The organism is Streptomyces sp. NPDC048462 (genome assembly GCF_043200175.1).
GTDB lineage: Bacteria > Actinomycetota > Actinomycetes > Streptomycetales > Streptomycetaceae > Streptomyces.
This window is the reverse complement of record NZ_JBICXG010000012.1, coordinates 181,624-201,700: the sequence shown is the minus strand read 5'-3', so window position 1 is coordinate 201,700 and position 20,077 is coordinate 181,624. Positions and strand designations below refer to the sequence as shown.

Below are 20,077 nucleotides of genomic sequence, written 5' to 3'. Positions count from 1 at the left end.
GAAGGAGCTCGGACTCCGAGGCTCGCGGCTCGGGGCTTGAGCCTCGGGCCGACCTGCACGTATTCAGTGGTCGGCGACACCGGCCGCGTACGCGAGGAACTCCGCCCAGGGCCCTGCGGGGACAGTCAGTTGAGGGCTGTCAGCGGACAGCTTGGAGTCGCGGATGTGTATCGCGGCGGGGCAGGGGGCGACCTGGACGCAGTTGCCGCCCTCGGAGTTGCTGTATGTGGACGTACGCCAGCTCAGGGCGGCTTCGAGGCAGGCACCTCCTTCGGAGTCGCTGTAACTCGACTTGAACCAGCGCCGCTTGTCACTCATATCCCGTCCGCCATCCGCTCGATTAAGCCAGCCGACTCCTCACTCCCCAGAGCCTCCATGCGGATCATGCTAAGCCGCTCCGTCGTGACGCCGACATGGTCCGGGTCGGAGCTCAGCCGACTATCGAACTGCCCCTCGTCAAAAGCGAGTCGTTCGTGGTCCCAGGTCTCAAGAAGCACCACTGGCCCCAGCAGTGCGGCAGGAATGGCCCGCGCGAAGGGAAGCGCCTGCACCGAGACATTGCGCAACCGCCCCAACTTCACCAGCTGTAACAGCTGCTCCCTGTCGACGTGGGGGCCACGCAGCACCGCCTCGTACACGATGAAGCTCAGGGCGACGAGTGGCGTCCTGTACAGGATCTTCTGACGCTCCATCCGGGCGTCCACGCGCGCTTCGACGGTCTGCTCATCAAGGGGCGGCGAGTGGTTGCCGATCAACCTGCGAGCGTAGTGCTCCGTCTGCAGGAGCCCGGGTACGAGAACGGTCTCGTACGACCAGTGGGTACGGGCTTCATCCTCCCGCGCCATGAAGTCCTGCGCCCGTACAGGAAACCGCTCCCCCCGCCGCACGAAGTCCTTCGCGGCACTCAGCAGCCCATCCGCCTTGAGGAACACATCCGCCGCATCGAGCAGTTGCGGCGTCGGCATCCGTACGCCCTGCTCCATCGACTTGATCGTGTCGGGGGCGTACTTCGCCACCGCGCCCAGCTCCTCCCGGCTGACACCCGCCCGGGTCCGCCAGCGTTTCAGCTGGTCACCGCAGTAGCGCCACGTGGCGGGGGCGGGTCTTGAGCTGACACAGCAGCCACCTCCAGGGGATACACAGCGCCGCGTATCGCGGCAGTCACTACCGAGCGTAGCCACCTCACCGCCACTGTGTAGCCATGACGCAAGCAATTCACCGCCCCGACTGGGTCCCTCTCCACGGGCACCAACTCCGCATGAGCGGAGTCCACTTCGACACCCTGCGCATCCAGGGCATCCGGGGCGAGGAGGTCGCGGCCAGGCTGGGACGGCTCACCGGGGACGATGCCGGGCCGGTCGTGTGGCAGGGGACCGGACTGCGGTGGATGTACTTCCTGCTGCCGCCGCGCACGGCGGGCGACCGGGCCTGGCCACTGGACGTCGAGCGGTTCGGGACCCGGTACCAGGTCGCCTACGTCGGCGTACCGGCGCTGAACGGGCACACCTGGCCGCTGATGTGGCAGTCCTGGCCCACCCCGACGGCGCCCTTCGTGGACGCGGACCGGCTGAGCGCCGCACTCGGCCCCGGCCGGTCCGCCACTTGACGTCCGCTACTTGACCGGGCGCAGGCCCAGCGGGCCCGCGATCTCCTCGACCATCACGCGGCCGGCCTCCTCGGCCAGGTCGTCGTCGCCGGCGTCCTGGTCGGTGTCCAGGCCGTCGAGTGCCTGGAGGGGCTGGTTCAGGCGGATGTGGGCGATCAGGGACTGGAGGGCGCGCAGGGCGGCGGAGGCGGTGGAGCCCCAGTTGGAGAAGTAGGAGAACTGCCACCACCACAGGGCCTCGGTGGTGCGGTCCTCCTCGTAGTGGGCCAGGCCGTGGCGCAGATCCGTGACGAGGTCGGCCAGGTCGTCGGAGATGCGGGCCGGGACCGGGGCCTTGCGGGGCTCGTACGGGTCGAACACCTCGGAGTAGACGTCGATCGGCTCCAGGAGGACCGCGAAGCGCTCGCGCAGGCCGTCCGCGTCCGGCTCGGCGCCGAGGTCCGGCTCGTAGCGCTCGTCCGGGAGGATGTCCTCGTACGCGCCCAGCCGGCCGCCCGCGAGGAGCAGCTGGGAGACCTGGAGCAGCAGCACCGGAACGGCTTCCTCCGGCTCCTCGACCTTGGACACCTCGGTGACCGCGACGATGAACGTCTTGATCTGGTCGGCGATCTGGACCGCGAAGTCGTCGGGGTCCTGGGTGACAGTGTTCAGCGTGGCGTCAGACATCGCGGGGACCTCCCGTGGGCACGGTCGGAGACGGTGAGTAGAACATATCCGCGGTGAACGTAAAGCCGCGGTGAGGCCCCGGGCAAGAGGGCAGTGCGCCGAAGTCAGACATCGAGCAGGCGCCTCCCCTCGAAGGCGCGGCCGAGGGTGACCTCGTCCGCGTACTCCAGGTCGCCGCCGACCGGCAGACCGCTGGCGAGCCGGGTGACCCGCAGGCCCATCGGCTTGATCATCCGCGCCAGGTACGTCGCGGTGGCCTCGCCCTCCAGGTTGGGGTCGGTCGCCAGGATCAGCTCCGTGATCGAGCCGTCGGCCAGCCGGGCCAGCAGCTCGCGGATGCGCAGATCGTCCGGACCGACGCCCTCGATGGGACTGATCGCCCCGCCGAGCACGTGGTAACGGCCCCGGAACTCGCGGGTCCGCTCGATCGCGACGACGTCCTTCGGCTCCTCGACGACACAGATGACCGTCAGGTCCCGGCGCGGGTCGCGGCAGATCCCGCACTGCTCCTGCTGCGCCACGTTGCCGCAGATCGCGCAGAAGCGGACCTTGTCCTTGACCTCCAGGAGGGCATGGGCGAGACGGCGCACATCCGTGGGCTCCGTCTGGAGGATGTGGAAGGCGATCCGCTGCGCGCTCTTGGGACCGACGCCGGGCAGCCTGCCCAACTCGTCGATGAGGTCCTGAACCACGCCTTCGTACAACGGAGAGCCTTTCCTGCCGCCTGGTCGGCCGCGTCGTGGTACGTACCGTAGGGGGTGCGTACCGTCTTGGGTATGTCCTCGGCCCGTCCTTGGCCGGAAGGGATCAGAGGAGCCGGAAGGATCAGAAGGGGAGGCCGGGCATGCCGCCCAGGCCCTGGGTCAGCGGGCCCAGCTTCTGCTGCTGAAGCGTCTGGGCGTTCTCGTTCGCCGCCTGGACCGCCGCGACGACGAGATCGGCGAGCGTCTCGGTGTCCTCCGGATCCACCGCCTTCGGGTCGATCACCAGGGCGCGCAGCTCGCCGGAGCCGTTGACGGTCGCCTTGACGAGACCGCCGCCCGCCTGGCCGTCGACCTCGGTCCTGGCCAGTTCCTCCTGGGCCTCCGCGAGGTCCTGCTGCATCTTCTGGGCCTGCTGCAGCAGCTGCTGCATATCGGGCTGTCCACCACCGGGAATCACGGTCACTCCAGGCATTTCGACGACAAATGTTTCGGTACGCCGAGCCTACGTTGTCCCCGGGCGGCGCGCCCCACCCACTGGTGAGCAACTCTTTCGAGTGAGACCGAGTCAGTGAGGGCGGGACTCCTATACCTGATCACAGGCTCTGCGCACCCGGGAATACCGCGATTCCGACCCCGCGGCCCACCATTCGGCGGTAGGAAGGGCATGCGTCCAGGTACGCGCACGTGCACCAACCGTCACGCAAGGTTACGCATGGGGCACTGCCGGTCGCAGCGAGCGTCAGTGAGCAGAGGGCAGAGATCCCGCCCATCGTCGAGGACGCGGTCGACATCACGCGTCGCAATGCAGCATGCAGAGGAGTACCCCGGTGAGTCAGCCGGAGATGCAGCCCGAAGGGCCGCCCCGCAACGATTCCGGTGTGCCCGGTCCGGCCGGTTCCGCCCCTCCCTCCGGCACGGGCTCCGGCGCCCCGGGGCGGGATCTGACCGGAACGCCCTTCCCGCTCGGCGACTGGGGCGAACCCGCCCAGCGGCTCGACGAGCTGTACCGCTGGGTCGAGGCCGACGCGCTGCGCACCGCCGACTGGTATCTGGGCGACCGGGTGTGGAAGCGGCGCGGGGCCAGGGTGCTGCGGATGGGGACCGCCGCCGGTGCGGTGGCGGGGGCCGCGCTGCCGCTGCTCGATCTGACGGGGGCGCTGCACGGCGCGGCGGGCTGGGGCTATCTGTCGCTGCTGCTGGGCGCCGCGTGCATGGCGTGCGACCGGTACTTCGGCCTGACCTCGGGCTGGATAAGGAATCTGGCCACGGCGCAGGCCGTGCAGCGCAGGCTCCAGGTGCTCCAGTTCGACTGGGCCTCGGAGTGCGTACGGGAGGTGCTCGGCCCGACCGAGGGGACGGCGAGCGAGGCGGCCGAGCGGTGCCTCGGTGTGCTGCGGCGGTTCTCGGAGGACGTCACGGAGCTCGTGCGCTCGGAGACCGCGGACTGGATGGTGGAGTTCCGGGCCGGGCCCGCGCCGATGGGGATGCAGGCGCTGGTGTCCGGCGGCACGGGTGGCGGGCGGGCGGAGCAGGGTGCGCAGCAGGGGAGGTTCCCGCTGCAGTCGATGGGCCGGCCGAACATGCCTCGGCAGCGGCCGCCGGAGTCCCCGCGATGAACCGGTGGCCGGTGGCCCCGCAATGACCGGTGGCCGGTGCGGGGCTCCGGCGGGCGGGCCCTGCCCCGTCAGCTGAAGATGATCATTGAGCCCTGGGCGAGACTGCGGGTGACCGCCGCGTGCAGGCCGAGCCAGACGTGGCGCTCCCGGGCGAACGGGTTGTCGTCGTACGGGATCGGGACCGCCGGCTCCTCCAGCTCGGTGGGTGCGGCGGGCGGCAGCGGGGCGGCCGGCGGGTTGCCCGGATCGATGCCGATGGACGGCGCGACGAACTCCAGCTCCCTGAGCAGCCCGTGCGCGGAACCGAGCGGCCCGCCACCCTCCAGCAGGTCGTCGCTGGAGATCGGGTACGCGAAGTCCAGGGGGACGTACGCGCCCGCGTGGTCGTAGTGCCACACCAGGTGCGACTGCTGGGCAGTGGGCTCGAACATCTCCAGCAACTGCTCGTAGTCGCCGCCCAGTTCGTCCACGGGCGTGACGGCGAGGCCGCTGATCTGGAGCAGGTAGGCGCGGCGCAGGAAGTGCAGGGCGTCGTAGTCGAAGCCCGCGACCGGGGCCACGTCCCCGGTCAGGCCCGGCATATAGGCGTAGACGGGTACGGGCGGCAGCCCTGCCTCACCCAGCGCCTTGTCGAAGACGGCTATCTCCTCGGCGAAGGGGTTGTCGGGGCTGTGGCACAGCACATCGACGAGGGGGACCAGCCACAGGTCACAGGCCACGAAGTCTCGCTCTCCAACGGGTGCGTGTGATGGTCGGGACAGCGTAATTCGGGACAGCGTAATGCGGTCGCCACGTCGCGGACAGTGTTCCCCCAAGAGCGACTTCCCGAGCGACGTGACGGGCGGCTTCGGGAGCTTTCGCCGCTCAGGCCTCCGGCCGTGCCTCGTCCCCGGGTTCGTCCGCCCCGGGAGGCTGCGGTGCGTGACCGAGGTGGTCCGGGTCCCCGGCCGCCAGCCGGTCCGCCCAGCTCAGCGCGTGGTTGTTGTAGTCGTCGACCGCCGCCCGCAGCGCCTCGCGGTCCCGGAGCGTGACCGAGGCGACGAGGTCGGCGTGGCCCTGCCAGAGCCAGTCCCGCACGTCCGCGTCGCCGCGCAGGTACGGGACGGCGAACACCCAGGCCTGGACCCGCAGCCGGTGCAGGAAGTCACCGATGTACGTGTTCCCGGCGAGCGCGCCCAGCTCCCGCCAGAACCGCAGGTCGTAGCCGATGAGGATGTCCAGGTCGCCGCCGCGTGCCGCGCGGGCGGCCTCCTCGGCCCGGCGGCGTACCGAGACGAGCGCCTCGCGGTACCGCGCCTGCCGGTCCGGGGACGGGGGCTGCTCGCGGAAGACGTCCCGGATCACCCCGTCCATGACCAGGGCGCGGGCCTCCACCATCGAGCGGTAGTCCGCGACGGAGAACTGGTGCACCCTGAATCCGCGGTGCTGGTCGGATTCGAGCAGGCCCTGCGCGGAGAGGTCGAACAGCGCTTCGCGGACGGGCGTCGCGGAGACGCCGTACTGCTCCGCGATCTGCTTGACGGTGAACTCCCGCCCCGGCTGAAGACGCCCCGCGAGCACCTCGTCACGCAGCGCGTCCGCGATCTGCTGCCGCAGCGTACTGCGGGTGACAGCTCCGCTCGCGCGCATGAGCGCCCCTCCCCTGTTTCGGTCTCGGCCACCATAGACCGAGCCCGCCGGCCGGGCCGGTGGGGAGGGGAGGAGCGCTCCGCGCGGGCGGTGGTGCTACGCGGTGTACCCGTCGGCCACGGCAAGTGCGGCGTCCAGTGCCGCCAGACCCTCCTTGGCCTCGGTCTCGGTGACGTTGCAGGCCGGCACGGCGTGGGTGCGGTTCATGTTGATGAAGGGCCACAGGCCGTGCTTCTTGGCCGCCGCCCCGAAGGCCGCCATCGGGGCGTTGGCGGCGCCCGTCGCGTTGTACGGGACGAGCGGCTCGCGGGTCTCCTTGTTCCGGACCAGCTCCAGCGCCCAGAACGCGCCGAGTCCGCGGACCTCACCGACGGAGGGGTGGTTGGCCGCGAGCTCGCGCAGACCGGGGCCGAGGACCGTCTCACCGATGTGGGCGGCGTTCTCGATGACCTTCTCGTCCTCCATCACCTGGATGGTGGCGACGGCGGCAGCGCAGGCCAGCGGGTGGCCGGAGTAGGTCAGCCCGCCCGGGTAGGGGCGGGTGTCGAAGGTGGCGGCGATCTCGGCGGAGATGGCGACGCCGCCGAGCGGTACGTAGCCGGAGTTGACGCCCTTGGCGAAGGTCATCAGGTCGGGGGTGACGTCGAAGTGGTCGGCGGCGAACCACTTGCCGGTACGGCCGAAGCCCGCCATCACCTCGTCGAGCACGAACACGATCCCGTACCGGTCGCAGATCTCGCGGACACCGGCGAGGTAGCCGGGCGGCGGGGTCATGATGCCGGCCGTGCCCGGGATGGTCTCCAGGATGATCGCGGCGATCGTCGAGGGGCCCTCGTAGGCGAGGGTGTCCTCCAGGTGCTGGAGTGCGCGGGCGCACTCCTCCGCCTCGGTCTGCGCGTAGAACGGCGAGCGGTAGAGGAACGGGGCCCAGAACCGGACGACGCCCGCCGAGCCGTTGTCCGAGGCCCAGCGGCGCGGGTCGCCGGTCAGGTTGATCGCGGTGGAGGTGGCGCCGTGGTACGAGCGGTAGGCGGAGAGCACCTTGTTGCGGCCGGTGTGCAGCCGGGCCATGCGGACGGCGTTCTCGACGGCCTCGGCGCCGCCGTTGGTGAAGAAGATCTTGTCCAGGTCACCCGGCGTGCGCTCCGCGATGAGACGGGCGGCCTCGGAGCGCGACTCGATCGCGAAGGCGGGCGCGAAGGTCGTCATCCGACCCGCCTGCTCCTGGATCGCGGCGACGACGGTGGGGTGCTGGTAGCCGATGTTGGTGTAGACGAGACCGCTGGTGAAGTCCAGGTAGCGGTTGCCGTCGTAGTCCCAGAAGTACGCCCCCTCGGCGCCGGCGACGGCGAGCGGGTCGATCAGGCCCTGGGCGGACCAGGAGTGGAACACGTGCGCACGGTCGGCGGCCTTCACGGCCGCGCCTGCGGCGGGGTCGGCGGCGGGACGGGGATGAGGGGTCATACGGCGAGCGTAGGCATCGCCGGGCACGGACCGGTATGGCCACCTTGTATATGGAGTGGGGCGGGTGGTTCGGCAGGGTGTCGGGTCACCGCGAGGGCCCGAAAGATTGACAACATATTGCCATGATGACAGCATGTTGTCATCGAATCCCTGCTACGGAAATCCTTGCTGCCGAGGAGGACGCCATGACCCGCGGGACCGTGCATCTGGCCGTGTACGACACCTACGCCGACTGGGAGACCGGGCACACCACCGCCCAGCTCACCCAGCACGGCTTCACCGTCCGGACGGTGGGCCCGACGACCGGACCCGTCACCAGCATGGGCGGGCTGACCGTGCGGCCCGATCTGGCGCTCGCCGGGCTGCGCCCCGAGGACAGCGCGCTGCTGATCCTGCCGGGCGCCGGGCTGTGGGACACCGGCGACGAGCTGGCTCCCTTCGCCCGCGCCGCCCGGACCTTCCTGGACGCGGGCGTACCGGTCGCCGCGATCTGCGGGGCGACGGCGGGACTGGCCCGCGAGGGGCTGCTCGACGGGCGCGCGCACACGAGCGCGGTGTCCTTCTACCTGGCGGCCACCGGCTACGGGGGCGGCAGGGCTTACGTCGACACGGACGCCGTGACGGACGAGGAAGGGACCCTGATCACCGCCGGGCCGACCGAGCCGGTCGCGTTCGCCCGCGAGATCTTCGCCCTCCTCGGGGTGTTCGAGGGCGAGAAGCTCGACGCCTGGTACCGCCTCTTCCACGATTCGGACCCGAGCGCGTACGAGGTGCTCCAGGGATGAGCCGCACGGAACAGGACCGGCTGAGCCGGACCGCGCTCGGCGTCTTCCGGCTGAACGGCCAGTTCCTCTCCCTGTCGGAGGAGCTGGCCCGCCCGGCCGGGCTGACCGCCGCCTGGTGGCAGGTGCTGGGCGCCGTGCTGGCCGAGCCGCTGCCGGTCTCCGGGATCGCCCGGGTCATGGGCATCACCCGCCAGGCCGTGCAGCGCATCGCCGATCTGCTGGTGGGCAAGGGCCTCGCGGAGTACGCGCCGAACCCGGCCCACCGCCGCGCGAAGCTCCTGCGCCCGACGGCGGAGGGCCGCGCCGCGATGTCCCGGATCGGCCCCGGCCACGCGGAGTTCGCGGCGCGGCTGAACCAGGAGCTGGGACCGGAGGCGTTCGCGGAGACGGTGCGCGTGCTGGAACGCCTGGCGCAGGCCATGGACGCGGTGCACAGCCCGTCCTGATCCGGGCGAAGCGCCCCGTTTCCGGGCACGGACCGGCCACCACCCCCCGACGGGGCACGGGCGCGCCGCTATTCTCGACCCGTCCGGCGTGTCGCCGTACGGGGGAGGACTGCACACCATGGAAAAGCTCGGCTCCGTAGATCCGCAACGCATCGGCGCCTACCGACTGCTGGGCAGACTCGGCGCGGGCGGCATGGGGCAGGTGTACCTGGCCCGTTCGGACCGTGGGCGCACCGTCGCGATCAAGCTGGTGCGCGAGGAGCTCGCCGAGCAGCAGGAGTTCCGCGACCGGTTCCGGCGGGAGGTGATGGCCGCCCGCCGCCTCGGCTCCACCTGGACCGCCCCGGTGCTGGACGCCGACACCGACGCCAACGTGCCCTGGGTCGCGACCGGTTACATCGCCGGCCCGTCCCTCCAGTCCACCGTCTCGGGCCGCACGATCCTCTCGGCGGGCCCCGCCCCCGGCGCGTACGGGCCGCTGCCCGAGCGCTCGGTCCACATCCTGGGCAACGGCCTCGCGCACGCCCTGCGGGCCATCCACACCGCCGGGCTCATCCACCGCGATCTCAAGCCGTCCAACATCCTGCTGACGATCGACGGCCCCCGGGTCATCGACTTCGGCATCGCGCGGGCCCTGGACACCGTCACCGACGGCGGGCTCACGCGCACCGGTGCGCTGGTCGGCTCCCCCGGCTTCATGTCGCCCGAACAGGTCCGGGGCGAGGCCGTGACGACTGCGTGCGACGTGTTCTGTCTGGGCTCGGTGCTGGCGTACGCGTCGACCGGGCGGCTCCCGTTCGGCGATGCGGCCAGCGGGGTGCACGCGCTGCTGTTCCGGATCGCGCAGGAGGACCCGGACCTGACCGGGGTGCCGGTGGACCTCGTGGAGCTGATCCGGGACTGCCTGCACAAGGACCCGGAGGCCAGACCGACGACCGACGAGATACTGGACCGGCTGGCCGGGGACGACAGCTCGGAGCCCTGGCTGCCGGGCGCGCTCATCGCCCAGCTCGGGCGCCACGCGGTGGAACTGCTCGACTCGGAGGACCCGCAGGAAGCGGCGGAGCCCGGGGAGCGCGGGGCATCGGAGACGCCGGGGACGCCCGCACAGCCGGGGACGCCTGCACAGCCGGGGGAAGCGGAGACCCGTGCGGAAGCGGAGGGCCGCCCGGACGCGGAGACCCGTGCGGAGGCGGAGACCCGCGCGGAGGCGGAGACCCGTGCGGAGGCGAAGGGCCCGCAGGACACGCCGCCGCCGGCCGCGCACCCGCCCGCGACACCCGCCACGCCCACCGCACCCGCGACGTCCGCGACGCCTGCCACGCCCGCACCCGGGTACGCGGCGAGTCCCGCCCCGGGATACGGGCCGACTCCCGCCCCGGGCTACGGCTACCCGCCACAGCAGAACCCGGCCCAGCACCAGGCGTACGGCTACCCCCAGCAGCAGCACCCCGCCCAGGGCCAGGCCTACGGCTACCCGCAACAGCAGAACCCCGCCCAGCACCAGGCGTACGGCTACCCGCAGCAGCAGCCCGATTTCGGCGCCACGCCCCCGTACGGCCCCGCCTACCCGGCCGGACCCCAGCCGCCCGCCCCCGAGCCGGCTCGCAAGCGGACCGGGTCGACCGTCGCTCTCGTGGTGATCGCGGTGCTCGTCGCGATAGGCGCCGGTGGCTCCGTCTACGCGCTGATGAGCGACAGCGGCGACACCACGGCATCCCCGAAGCACTCCAGCACGCCGTCCCCCGCGAAGGACACCACCGGCCCCGATGCCGGCCCGGGGTCCAACTCCGGCTCCCCCGACGGCAGCCAGGACCCGTCCCCCACCGACGGGAAGAACGGCGAGGACGGCATCCCCGAGGGCTATCTCGGCACCTGGTCCGGCGGCATCGAGAACGCCGCCGGCCACTCCAGCCGTGAACTCGTCATCCAGCAGGGCGGGGTCGGCGACAGCGTCCTCAGCCTCACCGCGGAGGGCCCCACCGACACCGGCGGCACCTACCGCTGCGTCTTCCAGGCGGATCTGACGGACGCCGTCACCGGCGACGACCCGCTCAGGATCGGCCCCTCCACGGTGACGCTCGGCCGGCCCATGTCGTCCTGCACACCCGGCGGCCCGACCACGCTCACCCTGCAATCGGACGGCACCCTGAGCCGCGAGAACACGGACACCGGCGAGAAGCTCACGTACACGAAGACCGGCTGAGCCGGGGCGGGGCCGCGCAGCACGGACTCGCCCGTCAACTCGCCCATCCACTCACCTCTGGTCTTCCCGGGGCCGGCCGGCGCGGCGGAGGCACAACGCCGCAGCGCGGACGACGGCAGGCCGGCCGCACGTCAACCCCGATCCTGAATGGGTGCGTGAGCAGCTCTCCCCCTCGGCGTGACCGGGGAACGGCAGCGGTCCAGGCGCCGGGCACGTGCCGGGTCACGTGCCGGGTCACGTGCCGGGTTACGTGCTGGATCAGCTCAGACCAGCGGTCTGACCGTCATCAGCAGGTGCTGGTGCGCCGGCGGCGACGCCCCTTCCGCCGTGTCCAGCGCGTCCTCGTACGTGTCGTGCCCGGTGACCATGGCGCGCTGCCCCGGGCCCATCAGCCGGAACCGGACGACCGGCGCGTCGAAGGAGGCCAGGGCGTCCATCAGGTAGGAGGGGTTGAAGGCGACCGCCATCTCCTCGGTACCCGCGAGCGCGGCGGGCAGCCGCTGGGACGCCACGTCGTCCTCGTAACCGGCCTGGAGCAGCACCGAATCCCCCTGGAAGGCGAACTGGAGCGGGCTGTCGTTGTCCGCCACCACCGAGACCCGCTTGACCGCCTCCACCAGGGGCGCGAGGCCGGTGACCGCCGCTACCGGGTCCGACATCGCGAACAGCTTGTCGTGGCGGGGCAGTCGGCCGTCCAGCAGGCGGACCGTGGTGCGCGTCCCGGCCAGTTCGAAGCCGGCCGAGCCGCTGTCCAGAGCGAGGCTGACCATGCCCGCACGGCCGAAGGAGCGGGCGATCTCGGTGAGCCGGCGGGCCGAGACCACGACATCGGCGCAGACGTCCGCCGCCGCGGGCTTCCAGCCGAGGGTGCGGACCGCGAAGCGGTAGCGGTCCGTCGCCGCCAGGGTCATCCGGTCGCCGTCCAGCCCCAGCCGGATACCGGTGAGCGTCGGCAGGGTGTCGTCCCGGCCCGCCGCCACGGTCACGTCCGCGACGGCCGCCGCGAACTCCTCGCCGTCCACCGCGCCGAGGACCTCCGGCAGCGGCGGCAGCGACGGGTAGTCGTCGAGCGGCAGCACCGACAGGCCGAATCCGGCGCCGCTGCCCGTCACCGTGAAGCGGGAGCCCTCCACCGCGCACTCCACCGCGCCCTCGGGCAGCACCCGGCACACGTCCAGCAGCCGGCGGCCCATGACGAGCACCTTGCCGGGCCGCAGGATCTCGGCGTCCACCTCGGTCCGGGCCGAAGCCTCGTGGTCGAGGCCGGAGATGCACAGCCGGCCGTCCGCCGCTTCCAGCAGCAGACCGCCCAGCACGGGAACGGGCGACCTCGTGGGCAGCACCCGGGCCGCCCAGGTGACGGCGTCGGCCAGTGTGCCGCGATCGATCCGGAACTCCATGGTGGTGACCTCTCCTCGTGCGCCGACGACCATCTCCGGTCCCGACGCTAAGGGTCACCACTGACAACGGGTCGGCGCAGGGAAAACGGCTGCGCAGAGACGGCCGTACTGCGACGCTCGCTCCTGCGGACCCCGAGCGCCCGCCACGACCTGTGGCCGGCCTTCCGGGCGCTGGACCTCACCGGTGACGCACAACAGGACGGGGAGCACCCGCGACCGTGAGGCCGCCGGTGCTCCCCGTCCACGGGAGCTCGCGGGTCAGCAGCTCAGGTTGGATCCGGGCGTCGTGCCGAGGATCGAGACGAAGGCCTGGTACTTGTCGATCCGGCTCTGCACCTGGGCGGGGTTGCCGCCGTTGCACTCGATGGAGCCGTTGATGGAGCGGATCGTCTCACCGAATCCGGCGCCGTTCACCATGGCGTTGTGGGCCGTCATGGTGCCGGGGCCGTTCTGGGTGTTCCAGTACCAGAGCCCGGTCTTCCAGGCCACGGCGGCGTCCTGCTCGACCAGGTAGGGGTTGCCCAGCAGGTCGATGCCGAGGGCGTCACCGGCGGCCTTGTAGTTGAAGTTCCAGCTGAGCTGGATCGGGCCGCGCCCGTAGTACGCCGACTGGCCGGCGGGGCAGCCGTAGGGCTGGCTGCTGTCGCAGTAGTGGGGGTAGTTGGCCGTGTTCTGCTCGACCACGTACACCAGCCCGCCGGTCTCGTGGCTGACGTTGGCGAGGAACGCCGCCGCCTCCTGCTTCTTCACCGTGTCGCTGCCGGTGTTGGCGAAGCCCGGGTAGGCGTCCAGCGCGGCGGTCAGCCCGCTGTAGGTGTAGAAGGAGTTGCGGCCCGGGAACATCTGGTTGAACTGGGCCTCGCTGACGATGAAGTCCGCGGACGAGCCCGGGTCGCCCGGGTCGGTGCCGCCGCCGCCACAACTGCCCGCGTCCGCCCAGACGTCGGAGCTGCCGGGTGTCTCGTTCTGGGTCCACCACTTGGCGGTCCAGTTGTGCCCGTTGTACGAGGCGGCGCCGCCGCCGGTGTAGACGGACGAGGAGTTCCAGGCAGCCGCGCAGTCGGCTGCCGACGCCGTGGTGGCGGGAAGGATGACAAGCGTCGCGACGACCGCGCCCAGCGCGGTGAGCAGGCCCATGATGCGTCTGATCATGTGAACACTCCTTCGGCGCGGCGCACCGAGCTCATCGGTGCGCCGCCATGGGGGGTGCCGACACTCAAGCGCTGCTGGTCTGGACCTGTCAAGGTCTAGACCATCGTAATGAAACCTTCCCACCACGCCGGCCGGCGGCGTACGGACCACCGGCCGTCCGCGCCACAGGCCTCCCCAACAGGGCCGATTCCGGAGGGAGTAGCTCCGCAACCGTCCGCGGAACGGAGACGGGCCCGAAGGTAAAACCTTCGGGCCCGTCCAGCATTCGGGACGCCCTACTGTCCGACCGGTCAGCCGCACCCCGGCGCACGCCACGGCTCGCGGGCCGTCAGCAGGTGAGCCCGGAGCCGGGGGCGGTGCCGATGATCCCGGTGATCCGCTCGTACTTGGCGACCCGCGCCGCCACCGAGTCGGGGTTGCCGCCGTCGCACTCCAGCGCGCCGTTGAGCGAGCGGATCGTCTCGCCGAATCCGGCGCCGCCGACCATCGCCTCGTGCGAGGTCATGGTGCCGGGGCCGTTCTGGGTGTTCCAGTACCAGAGCGCGGTCTGCCAGGCGACCGACGGATCCTGCTCCACGAGCCACGGGTTGTTCAGCAGGTCGAGGCCGAGCGCGTCACCGGCGGCCTTGTAGTTGAAGTTCCAGCTGAACATGATCGGTCCGCGCCCGTAGTACGCGGACTGCCCGGCCGGGCAGCCGAAGGGCTGGCTGTAGTCGCACTTGATCCAGTAGTTGGCCTCGTTGATCTCCTTCACGTACTGAAGACCGACCGACTCGAAGTCCGCGTGCGTCAGGAACGCCGCCGCCTCCCGGCTCCGCATCGCCTCGGTCCCGGTGTTCGCGAAGCGCGGGTAGGCGTGCAGGGCGTCGATCAGCCCCTGGTAGGTGTAGAAGGGGTCGCGGTCCGGGAAGATCCGGTCGAACTCCGCCTCGCTGATGACGAAGTCGGAGACCCCGCCCGTACAGGCCCCGCCGTCGGCCCAGACGCTGGTGGCGCCCGGATTCTCGTTCTGCGTCCACCACTTGGCCGTCCAGTTGCGGCCGTGGTGCGAGACGGTACCGCCGGCCGTGTAGGCCGACGAGGAGCTCCAGAGCGGCGCGCAGGCGGCGGCCGGGGCGGGCTCGGGGGCCGCGGCGTTCGCCGTGGCGGGGAGGAAGGCGGCCGTCGCCACGACGGCACTCAGGGCGGTCAGAAGGCTCTTCATGCGGTTCAGCGCTGCTCACTCCTTCGACAGGGCACACCGCACGGGCTCCGGCATGCGTCCGGGCATCCCGACACCCAACCCCCGCTGGTCTGGACCTGTCAAGGTCTAGACCAGCCGCCGCGCGCCGCCCGGTCGCACCGCACCCGTGGCCGCCGGGCGAACAGCGGACGAACACCGGCCGAAGGTCCCGCCCGAGAGCCCCAACTGCCTTTCCCCGCACGTACGGTGACGCGAACCGCAGACCGGCCGCCCCGCGTGTGCGGACACCCCGGGGGGAGCTGGTGGACGCCGTGGAGTGGCTCAGCGCCGAGAACGTCGTGGCCGTACTCACCGCCGTACTGGGCGTCCTCGCTTCCATCGGCGTGCTCTGGTACGAGCGCCGGGTGCCCCGCCGCAAACGCATCGGCTACCGCGTCCAGATGGACACCCCGATCGGCGGCGACGCCGGCCAGGGCCGGGCCAACGTCCGGCTCGGCCTCTTCGGCGAGACCCCGGACATGTCCGACGCCACGCTCGTCCTGCTGCGCATCGAGAACGACGGATCGCAGTCCATCGCCCGAGGCGACTACACCGGACCGGACGAGCAACTCCACGGCCTGGTGGTCGAGTTCACCGAACGCCGGGTGCGCGGCATCGCCGTCACCCACTCCCCGGGCGCCGACCACCTCATGGACCACTTCACCCCGTCCGCAGGACTGCGCGAGAGCGGCTCCCTGATCCGGCTGCCGCGCGTACCGCTCAACCGGGGCGAGCACTTCAAACTCCTGGTCCTGCTGACCGGCTCCCGGGTGGGCTCCCCGGTCCGGGTCACCGGCGGCATCCGGGACGGCGAGGTGACTCCGAACAAGGCGGCGCGCCCCGACGAGAAGCCCCCGCTGTTCGGCCGCGCCGCCCGGTTCATCACCGTCGCACTCACCGTCTGCGTGGTCACGCTGGCCTCCATCATCCTGGTGCGGGACGACACCCCGCCGCCCATCGGCTGCGCCCGCGGCGAGCTGACCGTGACCGGCTCCACCGCCTTCACGCCAGCCTTGCGGGAACTGGCGGCGAAGTACGGCAAGGCGTGCGAGGGCGCCACCGTCACCGTGGACGCGCACGGCAGCACCGCCGGGATACGGGAACTGGCCGACGCCGGCGCCCGGTCCGGGAAGTCCGGCTCACCCGCCCTGGTCGCCCTCTCCGACGGGCCCAAGCCGAGCGGCTTCCCGCAGCTGCGCGAGAACCGCGTCGCCGTCTCGCTCTTCCGCCTCGTCGTCAACGACCGGGTCCCGCTGAAGAACCTGACCGGCGACGACATCCGCCGGATCTACCGGGGCGACATCCGCAACTGGCGGGAGCTGGGCGGCCCCGACCTCCCCGTACTGCTGGTCAGCCGGGACGCCAACTCCGGAACCCGCGAGGTGTTCCAGCGCCGCGTGCTGGGCCGCAACGAACCCGCCCAGTCCTCCCGCGACTGCACCACGAAGGACGACCCGCAGGCCGCCGTCATCCGCTGCGAACTCGACTCCACCGAACAGGTCCTGGCCGAGGTGGGCCGGCTCGCCGGCGCGATCGGCTACAGCGAACTGCGCTCCGGCACCAAGCCCGCCGGGGCGCACCGGATCGACATCGACGGCCGGACCCCGTCCGTCGACACCATCGCCACCAGCAGCTACCCGTACCGGGAGATCGAGTACGCGTACACCTACGGCAGCCCGCCCGCCGACTCACTGGCCTCCAGCTTCCTGGCCTACCTCAGCCGAGGCAGCGGCCAGGACATCATCCGCACCCACGGCCACCTGCCGTGCGCGACGCCGCAGGGGCTGCGGATCTGCGGGGAGGGATGAGGGGGATGAGGGCGGGCGGGAATCCGGACGGGCCGTCAGGGCGTGCGCCGCGTCCTGAGCACGCCCCTGCGGCAGTCGGGACGCTCCGCGAACGGACCGCCGAGCTCGGCCGTTTCGTCGTCGAGCGCGTAGCAGAGCTGCGCGTGCAGCATCTCGGCCTCGGCGGGCGTCAGCCGCAACGCGGCGTCCTCCTCGAAGGCCCCGCCCCGGCGCAGCCAGAGGTCGATGAACAGCGACCCGTCCGCCTCCCGCCGCACGGGCTTGCTGGGCACCCGGCTGACCCGTACCTCTCCCCCGGCGCCCATCAGACCGTCCCCCGCGCCGTCGCCACCACGAGAGCGCCGGTGCCGTACGCCTGCCCGACCCCGGCCGCGACCACAAGACCGTCCAGCGCGAGCCGCATGACGGTACGCCGCAGCCGGCGTTCGGGATCGATGACCGCGGGACGCGTAGGGGGCGCGAGACGCAGGACGCGCTGCACGTACGGGGGTTGAGGCTGCGGAAGCACGACGGGCCGGACGCGCAGGACGCGCGAGAGGCGCGTGCCGATACGATGGAACATGCTGACGCTCCTTTGAGGCGTTGGTCATGCCCCGGGGTGGTAGGACACCGCCGGGGCACTTTGCGTTCACGCGGTAGTCACGCGACTACCACCCGCACTCAAAGGGTAGCGAAAATCATGCTGCCTCATCAACGTTGATGCGCAATGACTTGGATTGGCATATGCCGCGACTCGCTCCCTACACGAGGTCGTCGAACTCGCCGGCCTTGGCTCCATCCAGGAAGGCCGCCAGCTTCGCCTTGGTCGTCCGGACAACCACGCCCGGATCGTCGCTCTCGCGCAAGAGGATCTCGCCATCCTGCTCAGCCAGCTCGACGCAGGCCCCCGTGTCTGCCGAGAAGGACGCCTTGCGCCAGTGAAGTTCCACCGCTTCGCAACCTCTAGATTCCCTTGGCCACTTCCCGGATGAAGCCGACGGAGGCCTCAGGACCGATGGCACGTTCACGCATGCGATCAAGAACCGCACGATAGTTCACGAGGTAGTTCTCGGCGTCCAGGAAGGTCACGCCCGTGGGGACATCGATCTGCACGGTGTCCAGTGCGGATACCGGACCGCACGCGTACAGGATCGAACTCCCCGCGTTCGCGAACCCGCCCGCTTCGAACGGCACGACGCGCAGCGTGATGCCGGGCCGGTCGGACTGCTCCAGCATGTACTCGAGCTGCCTGCGCAGTACGTTGCGATCACCGAACCGCATCCTCAGCGCGGACTCGTGGATGACGAATTCGCACGGCGGTGAATCAGCACGGTCGAGGAGCGCAGCCCGTCTGATGCGGAACTCCGTGTGCCGGTCCAGTGTTTCCGGGCGCATCGCCGGGACCGCTTCCGCGAAGATTCCCCGCATGTAGTCGGGCTGCTGCAGAATTCCGGGGATGTGCATGATCTGGGCCGACCGCAGCATCGACGCGTGATGCTCCATCTCGGCCAGGTCCAGGAGCTCCGCGGGCAGTGAATCGCGATACTCGTCCCACCAACTGGTTCCGCGCTCCCGGGCCATGTCGACCAGAGCGTCGACGTAAGCCTGGTCGGGGCAGGAGTAGTTGGACGCCCACACGCGCACCCGGTCGGGACTCACCCCGAACCGCGCCGCCTCGGTGTTGCTGATCGCGGTCTTGTCCACCCGATGCCGAACGGCGGCTTCGGTCAGGGTCAGCCCGGCGTGCTCCCGCATCCGCCGAAGCTCAGCACCGAGCCGCCGCTGCCGAGCGGTGGGCGGCTTCCTGACCGGCATGAGCCGTTTCTCCTCACCATCCGGTTGATCAAGCGCGGGCCTGTGGGCCTTGGCGCACAACCACCCTAGTCAACCCGCCCGCCCCACCGCGCGGGTACGCGAAGGCGGCCGACGCATCCTGCTCGTCGGCCGCCCTCACGGTGTTCCCTACAGGAACGAGTTGATCTCGATCGTCTCGGTCCGGCCGGGGCCGACACCGATCGCGGAGATCGGGGCGCCGGACATCTCCTCCAGCGCCTTCACGTAGGCCTGCGCGTTCTTCGGCAGGTCGGCGAAGGTCTTCGCCTTGGTGATGTCCTCGGACCAGCCCGGCAGCATCTCGTAGATCGGCTTCGCGTGGTGGAAGTCGGTCTGGTTGTACGGGAGCTCCTCGACGCGCTTGCCGTCGATCTCGTACGCCACACACACCGGGATCTGCTCCCAGCCGGTCAGCACGTCCAGCTTGGTGAGGAAGAAGTCGGTGAGACCGTTGATCCGGGTCGCGTACCGTGCGATCGGGGCGTCGAACCAGCCGCAGCGGCGGTCACGGCCGGTGGTGACACCGCGCTCGCCACCGATCCGGCGCAGGGCCTCGCCGTCCTCGTCGAGCAGCTCGGTCGGGAACGGACCGGCGCCGACGCGCGTCGTATAGGCCTTGAGGATGCCGATGACGCGGCTGATCTTCGTCGGTCCCACGCCGGAACCGGTGCAGGCGCCGCCCGCGGTCGGGTTCGACGAGGTGACGAAGGGATACGTGCCGTGGTCGACGTCGAGCAGCGTGCCCTGACCGCCCTCGAAGAGGACGACCTTGCCCGCCGCGATGGCGTCGTTCAGGATCAGCGAGGTGTCGGCGACGAAGGGCTTGATCTGCTCCGCGTACTGGAGCATGTCCTCGACGACCTTGCCGGTCTCGATCGCGCGCCGGTTGAAGACCTTGGCCAGGAGCTGGTTCTTCTGCTCCAGGGCCGCCTCGACCTTCTGCTCCAGGATCGACTCGTCGTAGAGGTCCTGGACGCGGATGCCGACCCGGTTGATCTTGTCGGCGTACGTCGGGCCGATACCGCGCCCGGTCGTGCCGATCTTGCGCTTTCCGAGGAACCGTTCCGTCACCTTGTCGACAGTGACGTTGTACGGGGTGATCAAATGGGCGTTACCGCTGATCAGCAGCTTGGACGTGTCCACGCCGCGGTCGTTCAGCCCACTCAGCTCGGAGAGCAGGACGGCCGGGTCGACCACGACACCGTTCCCGATGACCGGGGTACACCCCGGTGACAGGATTCCGGAGGGGAGGAGATGCAGTGCGTACTTCTGGTCGCCGACGACAACCGTGTGGCCGGCATTGTTGCCGCCTTGGTATCGCACCACATAGTCCACGGATCCACCGAGGAGGTCGGTGGCCTTCCCCTTGCCCTCGTCACCCCACTGAGCACCGAGCAGCACAAGTGCGGGCACAGGCGTACACCCCTTCCGGGCGGGGCATGTCCAAGGTCAGGGGGCGTACGTAAACGTCGTACATGCCGTACGACGTTGTACGACAAGGCCTGAACCGTCGAACCGGGTGCCCCGGAATAGACCAAGCCCCTGGCGCAATAGCGCAAGG

The 20,077-nt window shown here is 70.8% G+C and carries 22 protein-coding genes; 6 read left to right on the top strand and 16 right to left on the bottom strand.

Annotated elements, in window-relative coordinates:
- Positions 1 to 63: 63 nt before the first annotated feature.
- Both ACGFU6_RS21685 and ACGFU6_RS21680 read right to left on the bottom strand, forming a co-directional pair.
- Positions 64 to 318: a DUF397 domain-containing protein gene (locus tag ACGFU6_RS21685; protein ID WP_393612954.1), complete on the bottom strand. Its 255-nt coding sequence runs from the start codon at positions 316 to 318 to the stop codon at positions 64 to 66.
- Positions 315 to 1,067, bottom strand: a complete 753-nt coding sequence (locus tag ACGFU6_RS21680; RefSeq protein WP_393613015.1) for a helix-turn-helix transcriptional regulator — start codon at positions 1,065 to 1,067, stop codon at positions 315 to 317. Before ACGFU6_RS21680 ends, ACGFU6_RS21685 begins: the two co-directional genes overlap by 4 nt.
- Before the next feature lie 191 nt (positions 1,068 to 1,258).
- Between ACGFU6_RS21680 and ACGFU6_RS21675 the strand changes: the two genes are divergently transcribed.
- Entirely contained in the window at positions 1,259 to 1,606 is a 348-nt protein-coding gene (locus tag ACGFU6_RS21675; protein ID WP_393612952.1) for a hypothetical protein, read from the top strand.
- Between the two features lie 6 nt (positions 1,607 to 1,612).
- Here the strand turns inward: ACGFU6_RS21675 and ACGFU6_RS21670 are convergent, their stop codons facing one another.
- The 3 genes from ACGFU6_RS21670 to ACGFU6_RS21660 all read right to left on the bottom strand — a co-directional run bounded on the left by ACGFU6_RS21670 (position 1,613) and on the right by ACGFU6_RS21660 (position 3,433).
- A complete protein-coding gene (locus ACGFU6_RS21670) occupies positions 1,613 to 2,272 on the bottom strand; it encodes a DUF5063 domain-containing protein (protein WP_024492455.1) in 660 nt (219 codons plus the stop codon).
- 104 nt (positions 2,273 to 2,376) lie between these two features.
- A complete protein-coding gene (recR, locus tag ACGFU6_RS21665) occupies positions 2,377 to 2,976 on the bottom strand; it encodes a recombination mediator RecR (protein WP_393612950.1) in 600 nt (199 codons plus the stop codon).
- Between the two features lie 121 nt (positions 2,977 to 3,097).
- Positions 3,098 to 3,433 carry a YbaB/EbfC family nucleoid-associated protein gene (locus ACGFU6_RS21660; protein ID WP_393613013.1) on the bottom strand — a complete coding sequence of 112 codons (336 nt, stop codon included), beginning with the start codon at positions 3,431 to 3,433 and terminating at the stop codon, positions 3,098 to 3,100.
- A gap of 385 nt (positions 3,434 to 3,818) precedes the next feature.
- Between ACGFU6_RS21660 and ACGFU6_RS21655 the strand changes: the two genes are divergently transcribed.
- Entirely contained in the window at positions 3,819 to 4,592 is a 774-nt protein-coding gene (locus tag ACGFU6_RS21655; protein ID WP_393613012.1) for an SLATT domain-containing protein, read from the top strand.
- A gap of 68 nt (positions 4,593 to 4,660) precedes the next feature.
- Here ACGFU6_RS21655 and ACGFU6_RS21650 read toward each other — a convergent pair whose 3' ends face one another.
- The 3 genes from ACGFU6_RS21650 to ACGFU6_RS21640 form a co-directional block, all read right to left on the bottom strand.
- Complete coding sequence (locus ACGFU6_RS21650) at positions 4,661 to 5,311, bottom strand: hypothetical protein (RefSeq protein WP_393612948.1); 651 nt, start codon at positions 5,309 to 5,311, stop codon at positions 4,661 to 4,663.
- Positions 5,312 to 5,456: 145 nt separating this feature from the next.
- Entirely contained in the window at positions 5,457 to 6,221 is a 765-nt protein-coding gene (locus ACGFU6_RS21645) for a GntR family transcriptional regulator (protein WP_393612947.1), read from the bottom strand.
- A gap of 96 nt (positions 6,222 to 6,317) precedes the next feature.
- Entirely contained in the window at positions 6,318 to 7,685 is a 1,368-nt protein-coding gene (locus tag ACGFU6_RS21640; RefSeq protein ID WP_393612945.1) for an aspartate aminotransferase family protein, read from the bottom strand.
- 185 nt (positions 7,686 to 7,870) lie between these two features.
- On the opposite strand from ACGFU6_RS21640, the gene ACGFU6_RS21635 reads away from it, so the two are divergent.
- The 3 genes from ACGFU6_RS21635 (at position 7,871) to ACGFU6_RS21625 (ending at position 11,122) form a co-directional block, all read left to right on the top strand.
- Positions 7,871 to 8,470, top strand: coding sequence for a DJ-1/PfpI family protein (locus ACGFU6_RS21635; protein ID WP_393612943.1), 600 nt, complete (start codon positions 7,871 to 7,873; stop codon positions 8,468 to 8,470).
- The gene (locus ACGFU6_RS21630; RefSeq protein ID WP_393612941.1) at positions 8,467 to 8,916 is read left to right on the top strand and encodes a MarR family winged helix-turn-helix transcriptional regulator; all 450 of its coding nucleotides are present in this window, start codon (positions 8,467 to 8,469) and stop codon (positions 8,914 to 8,916) included. Before ACGFU6_RS21635 ends, ACGFU6_RS21630 begins: the two co-directional genes overlap by 4 nt.
- Positions 8,917 to 9,034: 118 nt before the next feature.
- The gene (locus ACGFU6_RS21625) at positions 9,035 to 11,122 is read left to right on the top strand and encodes a protein kinase (protein WP_393612939.1); all 2,088 of its coding nucleotides are present in this window, start codon (positions 9,035 to 9,037) and stop codon (positions 11,120 to 11,122) included.
- A gap of 263 nt (positions 11,123 to 11,385) precedes the next feature.
- On the opposite strand, the gene dnaN is transcribed toward ACGFU6_RS21625, so the two are convergent.
- The 3 genes from dnaN to ACGFU6_RS21610 all read right to left on the bottom strand — a co-directional run bounded on the left by dnaN (position 11,386) and on the right by ACGFU6_RS21610 (position 14,878).
- On the bottom strand, positions 11,386 to 12,522 hold the full coding sequence (gene dnaN / locus ACGFU6_RS21620; protein ID WP_393612937.1) for a DNA polymerase III subunit beta: 1,137 nt from the start codon (positions 12,520 to 12,522) through the stop codon (positions 11,386 to 11,388).
- A 258-nt stretch (positions 12,523 to 12,780) separates the two neighbouring features.
- Positions 12,781 to 13,674 carry a glycoside hydrolase family 19 protein gene (locus ACGFU6_RS21615; protein ID WP_393612935.1) on the bottom strand — a complete coding sequence of 298 codons (894 nt, stop codon included), beginning with the start codon at positions 13,672 to 13,674 and terminating at the stop codon, positions 12,781 to 12,783.
- Positions 13,675 to 14,002: 328 nt separating this feature from the next.
- On the bottom strand, positions 14,003 to 14,878 hold the full coding sequence (locus ACGFU6_RS21610) for a glycoside hydrolase family 19 protein (protein ID WP_393612934.1): 876 nt from the start codon (positions 14,876 to 14,878) through the stop codon (positions 14,003 to 14,005).
- A gap of 290 nt (positions 14,879 to 15,168) precedes the next feature.
- On the opposite strand from ACGFU6_RS21610, the gene ACGFU6_RS21605 reads away from it, so the two are divergent.
- Complete coding sequence (locus ACGFU6_RS21605; RefSeq protein WP_393613010.1) at positions 15,169 to 16,704, top strand: substrate-binding domain-containing protein; 1,536 nt, start codon at positions 15,169 to 15,171, stop codon at positions 16,702 to 16,704.
- 35 nt (positions 16,705 to 16,739) lie between these two features.
- Here ACGFU6_RS21605 and ACGFU6_RS21600 read toward each other — a convergent pair whose 3' ends face one another.
- From ACGFU6_RS21600 to ACGFU6_RS21580, 5 genes are all read right to left on the bottom strand, one after another.
- Positions 16,740 to 17,009 (bottom strand): hypothetical protein, encoded by a 270-nt coding sequence (locus ACGFU6_RS21600; RefSeq protein ID WP_393612932.1) that lies wholly within the window; start codon positions 17,007 to 17,009, stop codon positions 16,740 to 16,742.
- Positions 17,009 to 17,266: a hypothetical protein gene (locus ACGFU6_RS21595; RefSeq protein WP_393612930.1), complete on the bottom strand. Its 258-nt coding sequence runs from the start codon at positions 17,264 to 17,266 to the stop codon at positions 17,009 to 17,011. Before ACGFU6_RS21595 ends, ACGFU6_RS21600 begins: the two co-directional genes overlap by 1 nt.
- Positions 17,267 to 17,444: 178 nt before the next feature.
- The gene (locus ACGFU6_RS21590; RefSeq protein ID WP_393612928.1) at positions 17,445 to 17,633 is read right to left on the bottom strand and encodes a DUF397 domain-containing protein; all 189 of its coding nucleotides are present in this window, start codon (positions 17,631 to 17,633) and stop codon (positions 17,445 to 17,447) included.
- Between the two features lie 13 nt (positions 17,634 to 17,646).
- Entirely contained in the window at positions 17,647 to 18,498 is an 852-nt protein-coding gene (locus ACGFU6_RS21585) for a helix-turn-helix domain-containing protein (RefSeq protein ID WP_393613008.1), read from the bottom strand.
- Positions 18,499 to 18,645: 147 nt separating this feature from the next.
- Positions 18,646 to 19,929 (bottom strand): adenylosuccinate synthase, encoded by a 1,284-nt coding sequence (locus tag ACGFU6_RS21580; RefSeq protein WP_393612926.1) that lies wholly within the window; start codon positions 19,927 to 19,929, stop codon positions 18,646 to 18,648.
- Positions 19,930 to 20,077 lie beyond the last annotated feature (148 nt).

Bases quoted from the DNA above. Each gene is read 5' to 3' on its own strand.
- ACGFU6_RS21635 (WP_393612943.1), top strand. From the start codon at position 7,871: ATGACCCGCGGGACCGTGCATCTGGCCGTGTACGACACCTACGCCGAC.
- ACGFU6_RS21675 (WP_393612952.1), top strand. From the start codon at position 1,259: ATGAGCGGAGTCCACTTCGACACCCTGCGCATCCAGGGCATCCGGGGC.
- ACGFU6_RS21640 (WP_393612945.1), bottom strand. From the start codon at position 7,685: ATGACCCCTCATCCCCGTCCCGCCGCCGACCCCGCCGCAGGCGCGGCC.
- ACGFU6_RS21685 (WP_393612954.1), bottom strand. From the start codon at position 318: ATGAGTGACAAGCGGCGCTGGTTCAAGTCGAGTTACAGCGACTCCGAA.
- ACGFU6_RS21625 (WP_393612939.1), top strand. From the start codon at position 9,035: ATGGAAAAGCTCGGCTCCGTAGATCCGCAACGCATCGGCGCCTACCGA.
- ACGFU6_RS21630 (WP_393612941.1), top strand. From the start codon at position 8,467: ATGAGCCGCACGGAACAGGACCGGCTGAGCCGGACCGCGCTCGGCGTC.
- dnaN (WP_393612937.1), bottom strand. From the start codon at position 12,522: ATGGAGTTCCGGATCGATCGCGGCACACTGGCCGACGCCGTCACCTGG.
- ACGFU6_RS21645 (WP_393612947.1), bottom strand. From the start codon at position 6,221: ATGCGCGCGAGCGGAGCTGTCACCCGCAGTACGCTGCGGCAGCAGATC.
- ACGFU6_RS21610 (WP_393612934.1), bottom strand. From the start codon at position 14,878: ATGAAGAGCCTTCTGACCGCCCTGAGTGCCGTCGTGGCGACGGCCGCC.
- ACGFU6_RS21595 (WP_393612930.1), bottom strand. From the start codon at position 17,266: ATGTTCCATCGTATCGGCACGCGCCTCTCGCGCGTCCTGCGCGTCCGG.
- ACGFU6_RS21655 (WP_393613012.1), top strand. From the start codon at position 3,819: ATGCAGCCCGAAGGGCCGCCCCGCAACGATTCCGGTGTGCCCGGTCCG.
- ACGFU6_RS21670 (WP_024492455.1), bottom strand. From the start codon at position 2,272: ATGTCTGACGCCACGCTGAACACTGTCACCCAGGACCCCGACGACTTC.
- ACGFU6_RS21615 (WP_393612935.1), bottom strand. From the start codon at position 13,674: ATGATCAGACGCATCATGGGCCTGCTCACCGCGCTGGGCGCGGTCGTC.
- ACGFU6_RS21600 (WP_393612932.1), bottom strand. From the start codon at position 17,009: ATGGGCGCCGGGGGAGAGGTACGGGTCAGCCGGGTGCCCAGCAAGCCC.
- ACGFU6_RS21585 (WP_393613008.1), bottom strand. From the start codon at position 18,498: ATGCCGGTCAGGAAGCCGCCCACCGCTCGGCAGCGGCGGCTCGGTGCT.